Source organism: Paracoccus aminophilus JCM 7686, assembly GCF_000444995.1.
Taxonomy (GTDB): domain Bacteria; phylum Pseudomonadota; class Alphaproteobacteria; order Rhodobacterales; family Rhodobacteraceae; genus Paracoccus; species Paracoccus aminophilus.
The window spans coordinates 3529435-3545942 of sequence record NC_022041.1; the positions used below are offsets into that span (position 1 = coordinate 3529435).

Below are 16508 nucleotides of genomic sequence, written 5' to 3' on the forward strand. Positions count from 1 at the left end.
CCCGCGCCTTTTTCGTTTCGGTCCGCTATGGCTTTCAGTCGTCGGCTTTGATCTGGCGGGCCTCGCCGACCAGCATGATCGGGATGCCGTCATGGATCGGGAAGGCAAGACCTGCTGCGGTCGAGATCAGCTCTTGCCGGGTCGCATCATAGCGCAGCCCGGTATGGGTGACCGGGCAGACCAGAGCTTCGAGCATATGGCGGTCGAACTCGCGGGTCTGGCGCGGCGCGGTGGTGTCGGTCATTGGATGGTTTCCTCTTTGTCGCCGCTGAGAAGCGCGTAATCGAGCAGCCCGTCCAGCATCTGGCGCCGCTCGGTCAGATTGCGCGCCTCAAGGAGCGCCTGCTTTTCCTCGGGATGGAAGGGCAAGAGCATCGAGAGCGAATTGACCAGCATCTCGTCCTCGACGGTTTCGGCCGCGTCCCAATCGGTGGACAGCTCATGCGAATCCATGAAGCGGCGCAGCTTGCCCAGAAGGCCGGGACGGCTGAAGCCCGGATCGGTTTCGGGCTGAAGCCCACGGTCGAGCGGGTAATCGCTCCAATCCGCGTCGCCGATGAGGTAGGGCGTGAAGCCCGGCCGCACGCCGGTCAGGCGAAAGCGCGAGACCGCGCCGAGCGTGATCATGTAGCGCCCGTCATCGACCTCGGTGAAGGAAACGATCCGGGCCGCCGTGCCGACCTGCGCGAGATCTTCCAGCGCGCCTTCCTGCGGCTGGATCATCCCGATCAGGCGGTGCGAGGTCTTGAGCGCATCCTCGATCATCTGAAGATAGCGCGGCTCGTAGATCTGCAGGGGCAACCGGGCGCGCGGCATGACCACGGCACCCGGCAAGGGGAAGAGCGGAAGCGAATCCGGAAGATCGAAGCGGCGCAGCATCAGGAGAAGATCAGCGAGGACAGGCGTCGCCGGCCCTTTTGCGCCACAGGATCCGTCGGTTTCAGCGAATCGAAAATCGTGAAAAGCTGGGCTTTGGCGGCGCCGTCGTTCCATTCGCGATCGCGGCGGAAGGCGTCGAGAAGCTGGTCGATCGCCTCTTCGACCTGACCCGCCGCATGCAGCGCGGTCGCATAGTCGAACCGGGCCTGCTGATCGGCGGGATCGGCATCGACCTTGGCGCGAAGCTCGTCCAAGGGGCCCGCCTTTTCGGCCTGCTGCGCAAGTTGCAGCTGGGCGCGCGCGGCCTCGACCGGGGCGGCGGTGGCCGCAGCGGCGGGCACGGTGGCCAGCGTGTCGGCAGCCTCGGTCAGCTTGCCCTGCGCGAGCTGCGCGCGGATGAGCCCGCCCCAGGCCTGCGGGTTTTCCGGCTCTTCGCCAAGGATCGCGCTGAAGGTCTCGCCCGCATCTTCGGCGGCACCTTCCTCGAGCATGGTCTCCGCCGCTTCGAGCGCCGCGCCCAGACCGCCGTCATCGCCGCCCATCGCGACCAGCTTTTCCACGAATTGCTTGATCTGGCTGGGCGGGATCGCGCCTTGGAAGGCATCGACCGGCTGGCCTTGGAAGAAGGCATAGACCATCGGGATCGACTGCACGCGCAGCTGGCCCGCGATCATCTGGTTTTCGTCGACATTGACCTTGGCCATATGGACGCGGCCCTTGGCTTTGGCGACCTCAGCCTCAAGCTGGGGTCCAAGCGTCTTGCAGGGGCCGCACCACGGCGCCCAGAAATCGACGATCACCGGGCGCTCCATCGAGGCCTCGACGACATCCTGCATGAAGGTCGCTTCGGTGACATCCTTGATGAAATCGGCGGTGTTCGTCTGGTTCGCGGTCGTGTCGGACAGCAGCATGTTCAATTTCCCTGAAAGAATGGGTGTTGTCGCGAATATAGGTTCCCGAGGGGGCAAGCGCCAAGGGGACGAAAGCGAAGATGCGTCCGAAATGCCGGACAGGCTTAGAGATCGAAGCTCGCAAGTACCGGAACGTGGTCGCTCGGCTGCTCCCATCCGCGCACCGGACGCAGGATGCGGCTGCCGTGCGCGGCATTGGCGATGTCGGGCGTGGCCCAGATATGGTCGAGGCGGCGGCCCTTGTCAGCGGCATCCCAATCGGGCGAGCGGTAGCTCCACCACGAATAGAGCCGCCCCTCGGGGATATCCTTGCGCGTCACATCGTCCCAGTTGCCCGCATCCTGCGCCTGCGCAAGATGCTCGACCTCGATCGGCGTGTGGCTGACGATCTTCAACAGCGCCTTGTGGTTCCAGACATCGTCTTCACGCGGCGCGATGTTCAGATCGCCGACCATGATCGACTTTTGCGGGTTGTCGGCGTGGAAGACGTCGCGCATCTCGGTCAGGAAATCGAGCTTCTGGCCGAATTTCACATTCTGCTCGCGATCGGGAATATCGCCACCGGCGGGCACATAGAAATTGTGGATGGTGACGCCGTTTTCCAGCCGTGCGGCAACATGGCGGGCATGGCCAAGGCCGGCATAATCGCGGTCGCCCGCATCCTCGATCGGCAGTTTCGAGAGGATCGCGACGCCGTTATAGCCCTTCTGGCCGCGCGCCACGAGATGGGTGTAGCCAAGCGCGCGGAAGGCCTCCATCGGGATCTTGTCGACCGGGCTTTTGCACTCTTGCAGGCACAAAACATCCGGCGCCTCGTCTTGCAAAAGCCGTGCAACCAGCGCCTCGCGCAGACGGACCGAGTTGATGTTCCAGGTGGCGAGGGTGAACATGGGCACGCTCCTTTTGAGGTCGCGTGACCCTACCCCCTGCCCGGTCCGGTGTCGAGAAGGCCCAAACGCGCGGCGCGCGCGGATCGCCCCCCTTCACAGAACGGCCCGCCCCAAAAGAGAAGCCCCGGCACGAAGACCGGGGCAGTTTGAGAGACAGGGAGGGAGATGGCCATATCCCAGGCCACGGGGTCATTCGCTACGCATCACTATATGTTTCACAAAGCTAACACCGAGTGAGCGTCCCGGTTCCCCACTTCTTCACACGATTACGCGACCAACCGATAGCCACCGCTCTCGGTGACAAGAAGCCGGGCATTCGAGGGATCGGGCTCGATCTTCTGGCGAAGGCGATAGATGTGGGTTTCCAGCGTATGGGTGGTCACGCCGGCATTATAGCCCCAGACCTCATGCAACAGGACCTCGCGCGGGACCACGCCATCCGAGGCGCGATAGAGGAATTTGAGGATATTGGTCTCTTTCTCGGTCAGGCGGATCTTGCGGTCCTTCTGATCGACCAACATCTTCATGGCTGGTTTGAACGTATAAGGGCCAAGCTGGAAAATCGCATCCTCGGACTGCTCATGCGTGCGCAGCTGTGCGCGCAGACGGGCCAGCAAAACCGGGAATTTGAACGGCTTGGTGATATAGTCATTGGCACCCGAATCGAGACCCAGAATGGTATCCGCATCGGTGTCATGGCCGGTCAGCATGATGATCGGGCATTTCACGCCCTGCTTGCGCAGCCGCTTGCACAGCTCGCGCCCGTCGGTATCGGGCAGGCCGACATCGAGGATGATCAGATCGAAAATCGCGCCCTTGGTGCGCTCGACCGCGTCATGCCCGTTGCCGACTTCGAAAACGTCGAAATCTTCCGTCGCGACAAGCTGTTCGGCCAGCGCTTCGCGCAGGTCATCCTCGTCATCGACCAGAAGGATCTTTTTAAGTCCGGCCATACTTGCCTCCTTTGGCTTGTTGAGGGAAACCTGCAAACAGACCGGCAAAAGGTCCAGCGGCTGTCATGGTTTCTCACATGGAGTTGTCGGATAACGCCGATATGTTTCAAATTGTTTCACTTCCGCGAGCGTCATGAGCCTGATTCCCACACTTGCCGAAACCGTTTCGCGCGCCCGCTCTGATCTGCGCATGGGTTTGCCCATCGTTGTCGGAGGCTATCTGGCCGCCGCGGTCGAGACCTTGTCACCCGAGCGGCTGGCCAGCCTGCGCGCGCTTGGCCCCGCCACGCTCGCGATCACCGACTGGCGCGCCGCGACGCTGAAGGCGCGGGTCTATGACCGCGATCTGGCGCGGATCCGCGTCCCAGAGAGCGCCGATCACGCCTGGCTGCGCGCTGTGGCCGATCCGGCGGGCGATCTGATGACCCCAATGAAGGGCCCGCTGCAATCCGAGCGCGGCGGCGATGCCGCCCCCCATCGCGCGGCCATCGCTTTGGTGAAATCGGCGCAGTTGCTGCCCGCCGCGCTGATGATCCCGATCAGCGACCCGCCGCCCGGGCTGACCGCGCTCGCCCCCGATGCCGCGCTCGCGCAGCTCGCGACCGAAGCGACGATGGCCGATGTCGCCGCCGCGCGCCTGCCGCTGTCGCGCGCCGAGAATTCGAAACTGCACATCTTCCGTCCCGATGATGGCGCGGCCGAACATTACGCGGTCGAGATCGGCGACCCGCCCCGCGACCAGCCCGTGCTCGCCCGGCTGCATTCGGCTTGCTACACCGGCGACGTGCTCGGCAGCCTCAAATGCGACTGCGGCCCGCAGCTTCACGCGGCGCTGGAGGCGATGGGCCAGAATGGCTCGGGCGTGCTGCTTTACCTGAACCAAGAGGGGCGCGGCATCGGGCTGGCCAATAAGATGCGCGCTTATTCTCTGCAAAATCAGGGATTTGACACGGTCGAGGCCAACCACCGCCTCGGCTTTGAAGATGACGAGCGCGATTTCCGCATCGGCGCGGGCATCCTGCGCAAGATGGGCTTTGGCGCGGTCCGACTGATGACCAACAACCCGCGCAAGGTCGCCATGCTGGAAGGTCACGGCATCCAAGTCCCCGAGCGTGTGCCGCTGATCACGCCGACCAACCGTTTCAACGAAGGATATCTTGCTGTGAAGGCCGAAAAATCGGGGCATTTGCTGTGACGCCGGACGATCTGCTGCTGACCCCGCGCGGGCTGTTCTTCCAAGGCCGGACCCTGCCCTGCTCGGCAGGTCGCGGCGGTGTGCGCGCCGACAAGCGCGAGGGCGATGGCGCGACGCCGGTCGGGCATCACCGCATCGTCGGCATGCTCTACCGGCCCGACCGCATCACCCAACCCGCACCTTGGGCCCGCGCAATCCTGCCCGGCGATCTCTGGAGCGATGCCTCGGACGATCCGGCCTATAACAGCCATGTCCGCGCGCCCTACGCCCCGAGCCACGAGGCCTTGCGTCGCGCCGATCCGCTTTATGATCTGATCCTCTTGACCGATTGGAACTGGCCCAAGGCGCGCCCCGGTCGCGGTTCAGCGATCTTTCTGCATCAATGGCGTCGCCCCGGCGCGCCGACAGCGGGTTGCATCGCCATGTCGCGCGCCGATCTGCGCTGGCTGGCCGAGCGCGTGGCCCCCGGCGCGACGCTGATCGTCCCCGAGGGGATGCAGCGCTTCAGCACCGTCCAGCGCGCCCTCGCCTCTCAGGTATAAGAGCGCGCCCCGAAAATCGCCGAGCCGACCCGGACATGGGTCGCGCCCGCGGCGATCGCCGCCTCGAAATCCGAGGACATGCCCATCGAGAGCCCGGCCAGCCCGTTGCGCGCGGCGATCCCGGCCAGAGCGGTAAAATGCGGCGCGGGGTCCTGATCCTCGGGCGGGATGCACATCAGCCCCGTCAACGGCAGATCAAGCGCCCGGCACGAGGCGATGAAGGCGTCGGCATCCTCGGGCAGAATCCCCGCCTTTTGCGGCTCTGACCCGGTATTGACCTGCACGAACAGCTGCGGACAGGCGCCACGCGCCTGCACCTGACGCGCCAGCTTTTCTGCCAGCCCGGCACGGTCAATCGTATGAATTGCATCGAAAATTTCAAGCGCCTGCTTGAGCTTGTTGGTCTGCAAGGGCCCGATCATATGGACCTCGACCCCGGGGAAGGTCGCGCGCCAGCCCGGCCATTTGCCAGCAGCCTCTTGCACATAATTTTCGCCAAAAACCTTTTGGCCGGCCTCCAGAATCGCCTCGACCCGCGCGGCGGGCTGGACCTTGCTGACCGCGATCAGCGTGACGCTGCCCGGCACCCGGCCTGCGGCGGTCTCTGCCGCGGCGATGCGATCCTTGATCTCTGTCAGCCCCATGATCTTCCAGCCCTTCTTCGTTTCCGGGCCAAGATAACTCCGGGCCCGAAAATGAAAAGAGCGGGCACGAGGCCCGCTCTTTCATTCCGAATTCTGATTAGATCAGAATTTGAACTTGATGCCGAGGTCGGCAACGGTGTCTTGCAGGTAGTCGGTGTCGATGATGCCACCAGCCAGGGTTGCGCCGCCGCCCAGATCGTAGTCAGCGCCGATGCCGTAGGAGTTGTACTTCTCGTTCGAGAGGCCAACAACATCGGTGGTGAACTTGTCTTGACGCCAGAAGGCTTTCACGAGCAGAGCGTCAGCCTGGTAGGCACCCGACAGACCGATCGTGCTTTTGAAGTTGTAGTCGCCGGTCACGTTGGCGCCAGCAGCGTTGGTGATCGGGTTCTTGCCGGTGATCGCTGCGAAAGCGTCGACAGCCGAACGGTCTTTGTAGTGTGCGTACACACCTTTAACCGAGAACTGGTCGAATTTGCCTTCGGCACCGAGGACGATTTCTTTCGCATCGCCGTGCTTGCCGAAGCCGAGGCCGACATTGTAGTTGTCAACTTCGTATTTCGCTGCGAGCGAGTAGGCGACTTTGTTCGACAGAGCGTCTTCGTCTTCGGTGTTGTCACCGAAGGTCACCGAACCCCACGAGCGGTCCGAACCATCGGTTGCCGACGCGTAGAAGGTGAAGCCGTTGATGCCGTATTCGTACAGAACAGCCGGGCCTTGGCCGAGGTTGTTGCCGTCAGCGGTCAGGTAGCTGATTTCTTCCGAGTCGAAAGCAACTGCGCCATCGGTGTAGCCGACTTCATAGAGGTCGCCGATTGCAGCTTCCGAAGCCGAAACAACGTCACCCATCGACAGCTTGCCATAGGTGCCCGAGATCCAGATCTGACCAGCCGAACCGCGAGCGGCCGAACGGTAGGGATCTGCTTTGTAGTTTTCTTGGTCAACGCGGAATTTGGCGCCGAACGACAGGCCAGCATCCGACTCACCGGTCAGGGTGAACAGGACGCGAGCGCGGCTGGCGAACTGGACGTCGTTACCGTCGTAGATCATACCCATGCGGCCGTCACCCGAGACAGCGACTTCAGCCGAAGCGAAGCCAGCCGACAGGACCAGGGCGCTGGTAGCGAAAAGAACCTTTTTCATGGTTTTCCCTCTTATCTCTCTCATGTGCCCCATCCAGTTGTCCCGGATTGGGGTATGAACCGTATGTCGCTTGTCTCCCCCCGGTTTGCAACGGAAACGGGGAATGGGAAAATGTTTAAGGGTATTTGTGATGCACAAGGGCCACACCCCGTTGCAACGCCCCCATTCCGCCCTCTGCGCTCGCTTTATGCCCGCTCTGTCGGCGGGAATTGTCGCTCTCGTGGGCGCGTTGGGATAAGGGGCTCCGGTGATCCCTTGTCGCAATGGCACAAATTGCGCTATGGCTCGCACGAGAACGTTCCGGGGGACATTCACATGACCATTCGCGCCGCACGGCTGACCGCAACCCTGATGATGATCGCAGGGCTGACCGCCTGTGGCGGCGGCTTGGGCTCGAGCCCGGCCAGCTCTGGCTTCGGTTCTGGCGGCGGAGGCGCGCGCCAGCAGGCCGCCGCGCAGCCAAGGCAAGAATCAACCATCTGGGATCTGTTCGCGAACCGGCAGAATCCGAACAATGCGGTCGCCGTGAACCGCTATCTGTGGAACGCCAGCCTTGAAGTGCTGAACTTCCTGCCGATCCAGTCGGTCGATCCTTTCACCGGCATGATCGTGACGGGCTACGGCACGCCTCCGGGTGGTGGCCGGTCTTACCGCGCCTCGATCAAGGTCTCGGACCCGGCGCTGGATGCCCGCTCGCTCAAGGTGTCGCTGCAAGGCCCGAACGGCAGCGCAGTCGCGCCCGAAACCGTGCGCCAGGTCGAAGACGCCATTCTGACCCGCGCGCGTCAGCTGCGCGTGCGCGACGGCGGCCTTTAAGCCTTTCTTCTCTCAAGTGAGCCAAGCGCCCCGTCCGGGGGCGCTGGACCTCGCCTTGCGTCATGTATAAACCCTGCGGGCAAATCTGATGCCCGGAGGCTCACATGTCCTACGATCCCGCGAAAAGCGAAACGCGCTGGCAGGCTGCATGGGAAGCCTCCGAAGCCTTCCTCGCCACCCGCGACGACCGCCCGAAATATTACGTCCTCGAGATGTTCCCCTACCCTTCGGGCCGCATCCATATGGGGCATGTCCGCAACTATACGATGGGCGACGTGGTCGCGCGCTATAAGCGGGCGCAGGGCTTTTCCGTGCTGCATCCGATGGGCTGGGACGCCTTCGGGATGCCCGCTGAAAACGCCGCAATGGAGCAGGGCGGCCATCCGCGCACCTGGACCTATAACAACATCGCCACGATGCGCGAGCAGCTCAAACCGCTCGGTCTCTCGATCGACTGGAGCCGCGAATTCGCGACCTGCGACGATGATTATGTCGGCCAGCAGCAGTCGATGTTCCTCGACTTCCTCGATGCCGGGCTGATTTACCGCAAGAATGCCGTTGTGAACTGGGACCCGGTCGATATGACCGTGCTCGCCAATGAGCAGGTCGAGAACGGGCGCGGCTGGCGCTCGGGCGCGCTGGTCGAGCGGCGCGAGCTCACGCAATGGTTCTTCCGGATTTCGGATTACTCGGACGAACTCCTGACCGCTTTGGACGATCTCAACGGCTGGCCGGAGAAGGTCCGGCTGATGCAGCAAAACTGGATCGGCCGCTCGCGCGGGCTGCAATTCTCGTTCGAGACCGCCAATGCGCCCGAAGGATTCGACAAGATCGAGGTCTATACGACCCGCCCCGACACGCTGCGCGGCGCAAGCTTTGTCGCGATTTCGGCTGACCATCCTTTGGCGAAAGCCATCGAGGCCGGGAACCCCGAAGCCGCCGCTTTCGCCGCCGAGGCCCGCCAGATCGGCACGACCGAGGAAGAGCTGGAAAAGGCGCCGAAAGTCGGCTTCGACACCGGCATCCGTGTGCGCCATCCCCTTGATCCGACGTGGGAACTTCCGGTCTGGATCGCGAATTTCGTGCTGATGGATTACGGCACCGGCGCGATCTTCGGCTCGCCCGCCCATGACGAGCGCGACCATGAATTCGCGACGAAATACGGCCTCGAGATTCGCGCGACCTTCGGCGAAAAAGGCATGGATCAGGCCCAGGCGGATGCGCTGGTTGCCAGCGCGCCCTACGTTCCGACCAAGACCGAGGTCGTGACCTATGTCCGTGGCTTTGCCGGCGAGACCGATCAGACCGGCGAGGCCGCCGTTGCCGCCGCCATCGACTTTGCCGAAACCGCGGGCTTTGGTCAGGGCGTCACGAAATACCGTCTGCGCGACTGGGGGATTTCCCGCCAGCGCTATTGGGGCTGCCCGATTCCGGTCGTCCATTGCGACGCCTGCGGCACGGTCCCCGAGAAGAAAGAGAATCTGCCGATTCTTCTGCCGCAGGATGTGACCTTCGACGTGCCGGGCAACCCGCTTGACCGTCACCCGACCTGGCGCAACACCACCTGCCCGAATTGCGGCAAACCGGCGCGGCGCGAGACCGATACGATGGACACCTTTGTCGATTCGTCCTGGTATTACGCCCGTTTCACCGCGCCCCATGCCGCGACGCCGACCGTGCGCGAGGATGCCGATTACTGGATGAACGTCGACCAGTATATCGGCGGGATCGAACATGCGATTCTCCACCTGCTCTATTCGCGCTTCTTTGCCCGCGCGATGGTCAAAACCAACCACCTGCCCGAGAAATCGCGCGAGCCTTTCAACGCGCTCTTCACGCAAGGCATGGTCACGCATGAGATCTACCTGACCCGCGACGAGCGCGGCCGCGCGGTCTATCACCTCCCCGAGGATGTGACCGACGGCAAGCTGGCCGATGGCACGGTGGTCGAGATTATCCCCTCGGCCAAAATGTCGAAATCGAAGAAGAACGTCGTCGATCCGGTCAATATCGTCGAGAATTTCGGCGCCGATACCGCGCGTTGGTTCATGCTGTCCGACAGCCCGCCCGAGCGTGACGTGGAATGGACCGCCTCGGGGGCCGAGGCCTCGAACCGCTTCCTCTCGCGCGTCTGGCGTCTGGCCGATGCGATTCCCGAGGGCGACGAGGATCTCGATCTGACCCGCGCCACCCATCGCGCGATCGACGAGATCACCCGCTCGATCGACAGCTTCGCCTTCAACAAGGCCGTGGCCAAGGTCTATGAGCTGGCCAATGCGATCGGCAAATCGACCGGCGGCGGCGATTCGCGGCGTGCGGCTTTGCGGATTCTCGCGCAGTTGATGGCGCCGATGGTCCCGCATCTGGCCGAAGATCTCTGGGCGAAAGCCGGGGGCGCGGGCATGGTCGTGGACGCGGCCTGGCCGAAAGCCGATCCGGCGCTGCTGGTTGACGACAATCTCGTGCTGCCGATCCAGATCAACGGCAAGCGTCGCGCGGAAATCTCGGTTCCCAAGGATATGTCCAAGGAAGAGATCGAGGCCCTTGTCCTGCAGGACGAAACCGTGCAGCGTTTCCTGGAAGGGTCGGCTCCGAAGAAGCTGATCGTGGTTCCGGGGCGTATCGTCAATGTCGTGGTCTAGACGGACTTTCCTTCGCGCTGGCCTTTTGGCCGGCGTCAGCGGCCTTGCCGCCTGTGGCTTCACCCCGGTCTATGCACCGGGTGGAGCCGGCACGAAAATGTTTGGCAAGGTCCGTTCGGCCGATCCGAAAACGATGGATGATTTCGCCTTTGTCCGGCGCGTCACCGAGCGGCTCGGCCCGGCGCAGGATGCGACCTATGATCTTGATTACAAACTGCTGATCGCGGTCGTGCCGCAGGCGATCACGCCAAACGAGATCACGACGCGCTATGCGCTGAACGGCTCGGCAGAGTTCACCTTGCGCGACTCGGCAACCGGCAAGATCGTGACCCGGGGGCAAGTGAACAACTTCACCTCCTATTCGACCACCGGCACGACCATCGCCACCATGGCCGCCGAACAGGACGCCCATGACCGGCTCGCCTTCATGCTGGCCGATCAGGTGGTGACGCGGATCTACGGGGTCGCCTCGCTGTGACAACGGTCCTGTGAATCTCAAAGGCGCCGAGATCGCCCGCTATCTGGCGCGCCCCGATCCGACCCGGCCCGCGCTGCTGATCTATGGACAAGACGCCATGCGTGTCGCGCTGAAACGCGCCGAGGCGGTAGCCGCGCTGACCGGGCCCGGCGCCGAAGAGGAAATGCGGCTGACCCGGTTCGGCGGCGCCGAGCTGCGCAAGGATCCAGCGGCACTGCTTGATGCCGTCAAGGCGGTCGGCTTCTTTCCTGGGCCGCGCGTCGTCTTGCTCGATGACACACCCGATGCGAGCGCCCCCGCGATTGCCGCGGCGATTGCCGAATGGAAGACCGGCGATGCCGTCATCGTCGTGGTCGGTGGGGCGCTGGCCAAAAGCTCGGCGCTGCGCAAGCTCTTCGAGGCCCATCCCGCCGCCGTCGCCGCGCCGATCTATGACGATCCGCCGGGCGAAGAGGAGATCACCCGCTGGCTGCGCGACGCCGGTCTGCCCGAAGTGCCGCGCGATGCGATGAAGGATATGGTGGCGCTGTCGCGCGCGCTCGATCCCGGTGACTTCCGCCAAACCGTCGAGAAGCTCGGGCTTTACAAATATGGTGATGCCACGCCACTGACCCCGGCGGAAATCGCGGCGCTCGCCCCCGCCACCATCGACGCCGAGCTTGACGAGCTGATCGCCGCGGTCGCCGAAGGCCGCAGCGCGGATTTCGGCGGGCTGATGCGCCGGATCGAGGCGCAGGGCATGGCGCCGGTCACGATCTGCATCGCGGCGCTGCGCCATTTCCGCGCCTTGCATCAGGCGGCCTCGGACCCGGATGGGCCGGTGCAGGGGCTGGCGCGGCTGAAGCCTCCGGTCTTCGGGCCACGCCGCGACCGCATGGCGCGGCAGTTGCAGGGCTGGGGGATGCGCGCCCTGGAAGATGCGATTCACCATTTGATCGACACCGATCTGACCCTGCGCTCTTCGAGCCGCGCGCCGCTGATGGCGCTGACCGAACGCGCGCTCATTCGCCTGACGATGATGCCCCGGGGCCGCCGGTGAGCCTTGACGCGGTGGTGATCGGCGCAGGGCCTGCCGGGCTGATGGCGGCTGATGTTCTGTCGGCGACGGGGCGGCGGGTCGTGGTTGCCGAAGCCATGCCGACGCCCGCGCGCAAGTTCCTGATGGCGGGAAAATCCGGGCTCAATCTGACCAAGGACGAGAACGAGGCCGATTTTCTAAGCCGTTTCTCGGGCAGTCTCTTTGCTGAAGCGGGATCGCCGGCGGCGCGCTCGCATGGATATTTGGGCATGAAAGACTTCGGTCCGCAGGAGGTCATCGCCTTTGCCCGGGCTTTGGACATTGCGGTGTTTACCGGCTCGACCGGGCGGGTCTTTCCGCTTGGCATGAAGGGCTCGCCGCTGTTGCGGGCCTGGTTGGCGCGGTTGCAGGCGCAAGGCGCGGAGTTGCGGACGCGCTGGCGCTGGCGGGGGTTTGAGGGCGCGGATCTGGTTTTCGAGACGCCGGAGGGGCCGCAAGTGCTGCGCCCAAAGGTCACGGTATTGGCGCTTGGCGGCGCGAGCTGGCCGCGGCTGGGATCGGATGCGGCCTGGCTTCCGTCCTTGACTGCCGCAGGGGTTGGCGTCGCGCCATTTCGCCCCGCGAATATGGGATTTGCGGTCGCGTGGTCGGCACCGATGGCGGCGCATTTCGGTCAGGCGGTCAAGGGTGTTGCCATCCATGCGGGCGCGGCGATCTCGCGTGGGGAATGGGTGATTTCGCGCGAGGGAATCGAGGGCGGCGGCATTTATGAGATCGCGGCGCAGATCCGCGACGGCGCGTCTGCCTTTGTCGATCTGGCCCCGGATCTGGCCGAGGCCGAGCTTGCCGCGCGATTCGCCAAGGCGCCCGCGAAGCTTTCGCTGGGGAATCGGTTGCGCCGCGTGCTGGGCGATCCGGTCAAGGCGGCGCTTTTGCTGGAATGGGGTCGCCCGCTGCCTGCCGAACCGATTGCGCTGGCACGGTCGGCCAAGGCCCTGCCGCTTCGCCACGATGGTGCGGCGGGAATCGCGCGGGCGATCTCGGTTGCTGGGGGCATCACCGCCGAAGCGCTGACGCCAGAGTTAGAACTCCTGGCCCGGCCCGGCGTTTTCGCGGCGGGGGAGATGCTCGATTGGGAGGCGCCGACCGGGGGCTATTTGCTCACCGGCTGTCTTGCCAGCGGCCGACGCGCCGGATTGGGCGCCTTGGCCTATCTGGAGCGGGCGGCGTCGTAAGCCGGACGCGCCCGCATTCGGTCGAGATAATCCGTCAGCCGATGCTCAATGATCGGGAATTTCGCGGCCAGAGCCCAAGTCAGGCAATGGGTCAGGATGAAATCCGGCAAGGTCATGCGGTCGCCCATCAGGAAATCGCCCTCGGCCATGCGATTGGCGAGGGTTTTCTGGCTGCGCTCGAATTCCCAGCGCAGGGTGTTCTTGATCGCGGCCAGCCGCAGATCTTCGGGCAAAATGAAACTGTGGCGCGCCGCCAGCCACAGCGCGGCGTCGAACTCATCGAGCAGAAATTGCGTCCGGCTGTCCTGACGCGCGCGCGGCAAGGACCCCGGCAGATGGCATAGCGCGCCGTGGCGATCGCCAAGAAAGGTCAGGATCGCGGTCGAATCGCTGATCGGGGTGCCATCGACGATGAGGATCGGTCCCCTGCCCGCCGGATTGAGCGTCGCCACGCCTTCGGATTGCGGGCTTTCCGCGACATGCTCATAGGGCACGCCCAGCTCTTCGAGCATCCAGATCACCCGAAAAGCGCGACTTTGAACCGTTCCGATGACCTGATACACGGCGGCTCTCCTTCAGCTTACCGCCATATTACTCCCTCGGATGATCCGCGACAACGCGGCGCAGCCATGCGTGGGGCGCATAGCAAACCGCGAGCCATGCGCTCGGCAAAGCGGGACATATTGACGCAACCGCGGCGGCGCTTCACCTTGGCGAAATTCGCATTCCCGGAGATTTTCGTTGTCCGCACCCCCCAAAAGCGCATCCCTATTCACGCCGATCCTGATTGGCGGGTCGATTATTCTCCTGATCAACTTTTCGCTGCGCGCGAGCTTTGGGGTCTTTCAGATCCCGGTCGCGCAGGAATTCGGCTGGCCGCGCACCGATTTCTCGCTGGCGATCGCCATTCAGAACCTCGCCTGGGGCATCGGTCAGCCGATCTTTGGCGCTCTGGCCGAGAAATGGGGCGACAAATTCGCGATCGTTCTGGGCACATTCCTCTATGCGCTCGGTCTGGTCTTCAGCGCCTATGCGACCACGCCCGAGGCGATGCAGCTTTGGGAAATCGCGGTCGGCTTTGGCATCGCGGGCACGGGCTTTGGCGTGATTCTGGCCATCGTCGGACGCGCGGCCAGCGATGAGAACCGCAGTCTCGCGCTGGGGATCGCCACGGCGGCGGGCTCGGCGGGGCAGGTCTTTGGCGCACCTCTGGCCGAGATCTTGCTGGCTTACATGAGCTGGCAAAGCGTCTTCCTGATCTTCGCGGCGCTGGTGATGACCATCCTGCTCTTCCTGCCGCTGCTGGGCAAAGGCAAACCCGCCAGCCGCCAGGAGTTGCACGAAAGCCTTGGCACCGTGCTGGGCCGCGCCTTCCGTGACCCGTCTTACCTGATGATTTTCGCGGGCTTTTTCTCTTGCGGCTATCAGTTGGCCTTCATCACCGCGCATTTCCCGGCCATGGTCGCCGAGAGCTGCGGGCCGATTGCGCCGGGCGGATTGCTCGCCTCGATCGGCATCACCACGACCTCGGCGCTTGGCGCGATTGCGATCTCGGTCATCGGTCTGGCCAATATCGGCGGCGCGATCTTCGCGGGCTGGCTCGGCAAGCGCTATATGAAGAAATACCTGCTCGCCGGCGTCTATACCTTGCGCACCATCGCCTCGGCGGCCTTCATCCTGATGCCGATCACCCCGACCAGCGTCCTGATCTTCTCGCTGGTCATGGGCGCCTTGTGGCTGGCGACGGTGCCGCTGACCTCGGGGCTCGTCGCCTATATCTACGGGCTGCGCTATATGGGCACGCTTTATGGGTTCGTCTTCCTGTCGCACCAGCTCGGCTCGTTCCTCGGCGTCTGGCTGGGCGGCAAGCTTTACGACATCTACGGCAATTACACGCTGGTCTGGTGGGTCGGCGTCGGCATCGGGGCCTTCTCGGCGCTGATCCATCTGCCGATCCGGGAAAAGCCGCTTGCGTCACTCGGTGATGCGCCTATGACGGCAAAAGCTGCGGCCTAAGCCGAGCCGTACAAACCGCGACGGGCGGCCCGCCGCAAACGGGCCGCTTCAGCCACAAGCGCAGGCAAGCAGGAGCCGTCAGGATGGAGCGCGAGACGATCTTTCCCGATGCAGCCTCTCTCCCTGCAGGCCCCGGCACCTCGGTCGAGAAACGGGTCGCTGTGCTGATGGCGGTCCGCAACGGGATGCCGCATTTGCCCGCGCAAATCGCCAGCATCCAGACGCAGGATCACGCGAATTGGTGCCTTCTGGCCAGCGATGACGCATCAGAGGACGGCTCGCAGGACTGCCTCACCACCGCCGCCGCCGCTGATCCGACCCGAATCGCGCTTATGACAGGGCCGGGTCGCGGCTATGGCGAGAATTTCCGAGCGTTGATCCTCAATGCGCCCGAGGCCGATGTCGCTACGCTCGCCGATCAGGACGACATCTGGCTGCCCGAGCGGCTGTCGCGCGGCATCGCTCGCCTAGAGGCCGATGGCGAGGCCCCCGCGATCCTGCTCGCGCGTCGCGATCTCGTTGACGAAGACCTCGGCAACCGCCGCCCCGAGATCCCGCTGTTCACCACGCCCGACTTTCGCAATGCGCTGTTTGAAAGCGTGACGCCGGGCAATGCCATGCTGATCAACCGCGCCGCTTTTGCCCTGATCCGCGAGGCGATGCACCGCGCGGGGCCGGTCGGTAGCCACGATTGGTTCATCTATCAGATCGCCTCTGGCGCAGGCATCCGCATCCTCACGGACGACCGCGCGACGATCCTTTATCGCCAGCATGGCGGCAATGCGGTCGGTGCGATCGGCGGGCTCGGGCAGCTTTTGCGCCGCATCCGCCGCTTTTCCGACCGTACCTATCTCGAGGCCCTGACCGAAAGCTGGGCAGGGCTTGCGCGGGTCGCGGATCTGCTGACGCCCGAAAACCGCGCGCTGCTGCATCAGGCGCAAAGCCTGCCCACGCTTGGCAAAAGCGCGCGCGCCCGGGCTTTCGATCAGGCAGGCTTTCACCGCGTCCGCCGCGCCGATCATCTGCTTTTGCGCCATGTTTTGCTGCGCAGGCTCTCTGCCTAGCCCGTGACGCAAGGCTGGATTGCGACCGGCTCGGGTTGAACTTTCCGCCTCGGTAAGCCAGCCTCGCCCCGCGATGCTCCCG

General features: G+C 64.1%; 17 protein-coding genes. 9 read left to right on the forward strand and 8 right to left on the reverse strand.

From position 1 onward, the window contains the following. Nucleotides 1-34: 34 nt before the first annotated feature. The 5 genes from JCM7686_RS17190 to JCM7686_RS17210 all read right to left on the reverse strand — a co-directional run bounded on the left by JCM7686_RS17190 (nt 35) and on the right by JCM7686_RS17210 (nt 3633). Entirely contained in the window at nt 35-244 is a 210-nt protein-coding gene (locus JCM7686_RS17190; protein WP_020952070.1) for a Trm112 family protein, read from the reverse strand. Continuing rightward, entirely contained in the window at nt 241-879 is a 639-nt protein-coding gene (locus JCM7686_RS17195) for an LON peptidase substrate-binding domain-containing protein (protein ID WP_020952071.1), read from the reverse strand. The genes JCM7686_RS17190 and JCM7686_RS17195 overlap by 4 nt, the downstream gene beginning before the upstream one ends. Next, the gene (locus tag JCM7686_RS17200; RefSeq protein WP_020952072.1) at nt 879-1790 is read right to left on the reverse strand and encodes a thioredoxin family protein; all 912 of its coding nucleotides are present in this window, start codon (nt 1788-1790) and stop codon (nt 879-881) included. Before JCM7686_RS17200 ends, JCM7686_RS17195 begins: the two co-directional genes overlap by 1 nt. A gap of 104 nt (nt 1791-1894) precedes the next feature. Continuing rightward, nucleotides 1895-2680, reverse strand: coding sequence for an exodeoxyribonuclease III (locus JCM7686_RS17205; RefSeq protein ID WP_020952073.1), 786 nt, complete (start codon nt 2678-2680; stop codon nt 1895-1897). Nucleotides 2681-2946: 266 nt separating this feature from the next. Further along, entirely contained in the window at nt 2947-3633 is a 687-nt protein-coding gene (locus JCM7686_RS17210; RefSeq protein ID WP_020952074.1) for a response regulator transcription factor, read from the reverse strand. Between the two features lie 133 nt (nt 3634-3766). Between JCM7686_RS17210 and ribA the strand changes: the two genes are divergently transcribed. Further along, nucleotides 3767-4828, forward strand: a complete 1062-nt coding sequence (ribA, locus tag JCM7686_RS17215) for a GTP cyclohydrolase II (protein ID WP_020952075.1) — start codon at nt 3767-3769, stop codon at nt 4826-4828. Continuing rightward, on the forward strand, nt 4825-5370 hold the full coding sequence (locus tag JCM7686_RS17220) for a L,D-transpeptidase family protein (protein ID WP_020952076.1): 546 nt from the start codon (nt 4825-4827) through the stop codon (nt 5368-5370). Before ribA ends, JCM7686_RS17220 begins: the two co-directional genes overlap by 4 nt. On the opposite strand, the gene JCM7686_RS17225 is transcribed toward JCM7686_RS17220, so the two are convergent. Further along, on the reverse strand, nt 5361-6014 hold the full coding sequence (locus JCM7686_RS17225) for a YggS family pyridoxal phosphate-dependent enzyme (protein WP_020952077.1): 654 nt from the start codon (nt 6012-6014) through the stop codon (nt 5361-5363). The genes JCM7686_RS17220 and JCM7686_RS17225 overlap by 10 nt on opposite strands. A 102-nt stretch (nt 6015-6116) precedes the next feature. Continuing rightward, entirely contained in the window at nt 6117-7157 is a 1041-nt protein-coding gene (locus JCM7686_RS17230; RefSeq protein WP_041527436.1) for a porin, read from the reverse strand. Between the two features lie 315 nt (nt 7158-7472). Here JCM7686_RS17230 and JCM7686_RS17235 point away from each other — a divergent pair, with 315 nt between their 5' ends. The 5 genes from JCM7686_RS17235 to JCM7686_RS17255 all read left to right on the forward strand — a co-directional run bounded on the left by JCM7686_RS17235 (nt 7473) and on the right by JCM7686_RS17255 (nt 13346). Then, nucleotides 7473-7973, forward strand: a complete 501-nt coding sequence (locus JCM7686_RS17235; protein WP_041527437.1) for a DUF3576 domain-containing protein — start codon at nt 7473-7475, stop codon at nt 7971-7973. A 104-nt stretch (nt 7974-8077) separates the two neighbouring features. Next, the gene (gene leuS / locus JCM7686_RS17240) at nt 8078-10615 is read left to right on the forward strand and encodes a leucine--tRNA ligase (protein WP_020952080.1); all 2538 of its coding nucleotides are present in this window, start codon (nt 8078-8080) and stop codon (nt 10613-10615) included. A gap of 97 nt (nt 10616-10712) precedes the next feature. Then, nucleotides 10713-11093: an LPS assembly lipoprotein LptE gene (gene lptE / locus JCM7686_RS17245; RefSeq protein ID WP_236635853.1), complete on the forward strand. Its 381-nt coding sequence runs from the start codon at nt 10713-10715 to the stop codon at nt 11091-11093. 10 nt (nt 11094-11103) lie between these two features. Further along, complete coding sequence (gene holA / locus JCM7686_RS17250) at nt 11104-12132, forward strand: DNA polymerase III subunit delta (protein ID WP_020952082.1); 1029 nt, start codon at nt 11104-11106, stop codon at nt 12130-12132. Between the two features lie 41 nt (nt 12133-12173). Further along, nucleotides 12174-13346 (forward strand): TIGR03862 family flavoprotein, encoded by a 1173-nt coding sequence (locus JCM7686_RS17255; protein ID WP_084621194.1) that lies wholly within the window; start codon nt 12174-12176, stop codon nt 13344-13346. On the opposite strand, the gene JCM7686_RS17260 is transcribed toward JCM7686_RS17255, so the two are convergent. Further along, a complete protein-coding gene (locus JCM7686_RS17260; protein ID WP_041527438.1) occupies nt 13322-13909 on the reverse strand; it encodes a glutathione S-transferase family protein in 588 nt (195 codons plus the stop codon). The genes JCM7686_RS17255 and JCM7686_RS17260 overlap by 25 nt on opposite strands. A 178-nt stretch (nt 13910-14087) precedes the next feature. Here JCM7686_RS17260 and JCM7686_RS17265 point away from each other — a divergent pair, with 178 nt between their 5' ends. Both JCM7686_RS17265 and JCM7686_RS17270 read left to right on the forward strand, forming a co-directional pair. Continuing rightward, complete coding sequence (locus JCM7686_RS17265) at nt 14088-15362, forward strand: MFS transporter (RefSeq protein ID WP_020952085.1); 1275 nt, start codon at nt 14088-14090, stop codon at nt 15360-15362. Nucleotides 15363-15445: 83 nt separating this feature from the next. After that, nucleotides 15446-16426 (forward strand): glycosyltransferase, encoded by a 981-nt coding sequence (locus JCM7686_RS17270; protein ID WP_020952086.1) that lies wholly within the window; start codon nt 15446-15448, stop codon nt 16424-16426. Nucleotides 16427-16508 lie beyond the last annotated feature (82 nt).

Bases quoted from the DNA above. Each gene is read 5' to 3' on its own strand.
- JCM7686_RS17190 (WP_020952070.1), bottom strand. From the start codon at position 244: ATGACCGACACCACCGCGCCGCGCCAGACCCGCGAGTTCGACCGCCAT.
- JCM7686_RS17195 (WP_020952071.1), bottom strand. From the start codon at position 879: ATGCTGCGCCGCTTCGATCTTCCGGATTCGCTTCCGCTCTTCCCCTTG.
- JCM7686_RS17200 (WP_020952072.1), bottom strand. From the start codon at position 1,790: ATGCTGCTGTCCGACACGACCGCGAACCAGACGAACACCGCCGATTTC.
- JCM7686_RS17205 (WP_020952073.1), bottom strand. From the start codon at position 2,680: ATGTTCACCCTCGCCACCTGGAACATCAACTCGGTCCGTCTGCGCGAG.
- JCM7686_RS17210 (WP_020952074.1), bottom strand. From the start codon at position 3,633: ATGGCCGGACTTAAAAAGATCCTTCTGGTCGATGACGAGGATGACCTG.
- ribA (WP_020952075.1), top strand. From the start codon at position 3,767: ATGAGCCTGATTCCCACACTTGCCGAAACCGTTTCGCGCGCCCGCTCT.
- JCM7686_RS17225 (WP_020952077.1), bottom strand. From the start codon at position 6,014: ATGGGGCTGACAGAGATCAAGGATCGCATCGCCGCGGCAGAGACCGCC.
- JCM7686_RS17230 (WP_041527436.1), bottom strand. From the start codon at position 7,157: ATGAAAAAGGTTCTTTTCGCTACCAGCGCCCTGGTCCTGTCGGCTGGC.
- JCM7686_RS17235 (WP_041527437.1), top strand. From the start codon at position 7,473: ATGACCATTCGCGCCGCACGGCTGACCGCAACCCTGATGATGATCGCA.
- leuS (WP_020952080.1), top strand. From the start codon at position 8,078: ATGTCCTACGATCCCGCGAAAAGCGAAACGCGCTGGCAGGCTGCATGG.
- lptE (WP_236635853.1), top strand. From the start codon at position 10,713: ATGTTTGGCAAGGTCCGTTCGGCCGATCCGAAAACGATGGATGATTTC.
- JCM7686_RS17255 (WP_084621194.1), top strand. From the start codon at position 12,174: ATGGCGGCTGATGTTCTGTCGGCGACGGGGCGGCGGGTCGTGGTTGCC.
- JCM7686_RS17270 (WP_020952086.1), top strand. From the start codon at position 15,446: ATGGAGCGCGAGACGATCTTTCCCGATGCAGCCTCTCTCCCTGCAGGC.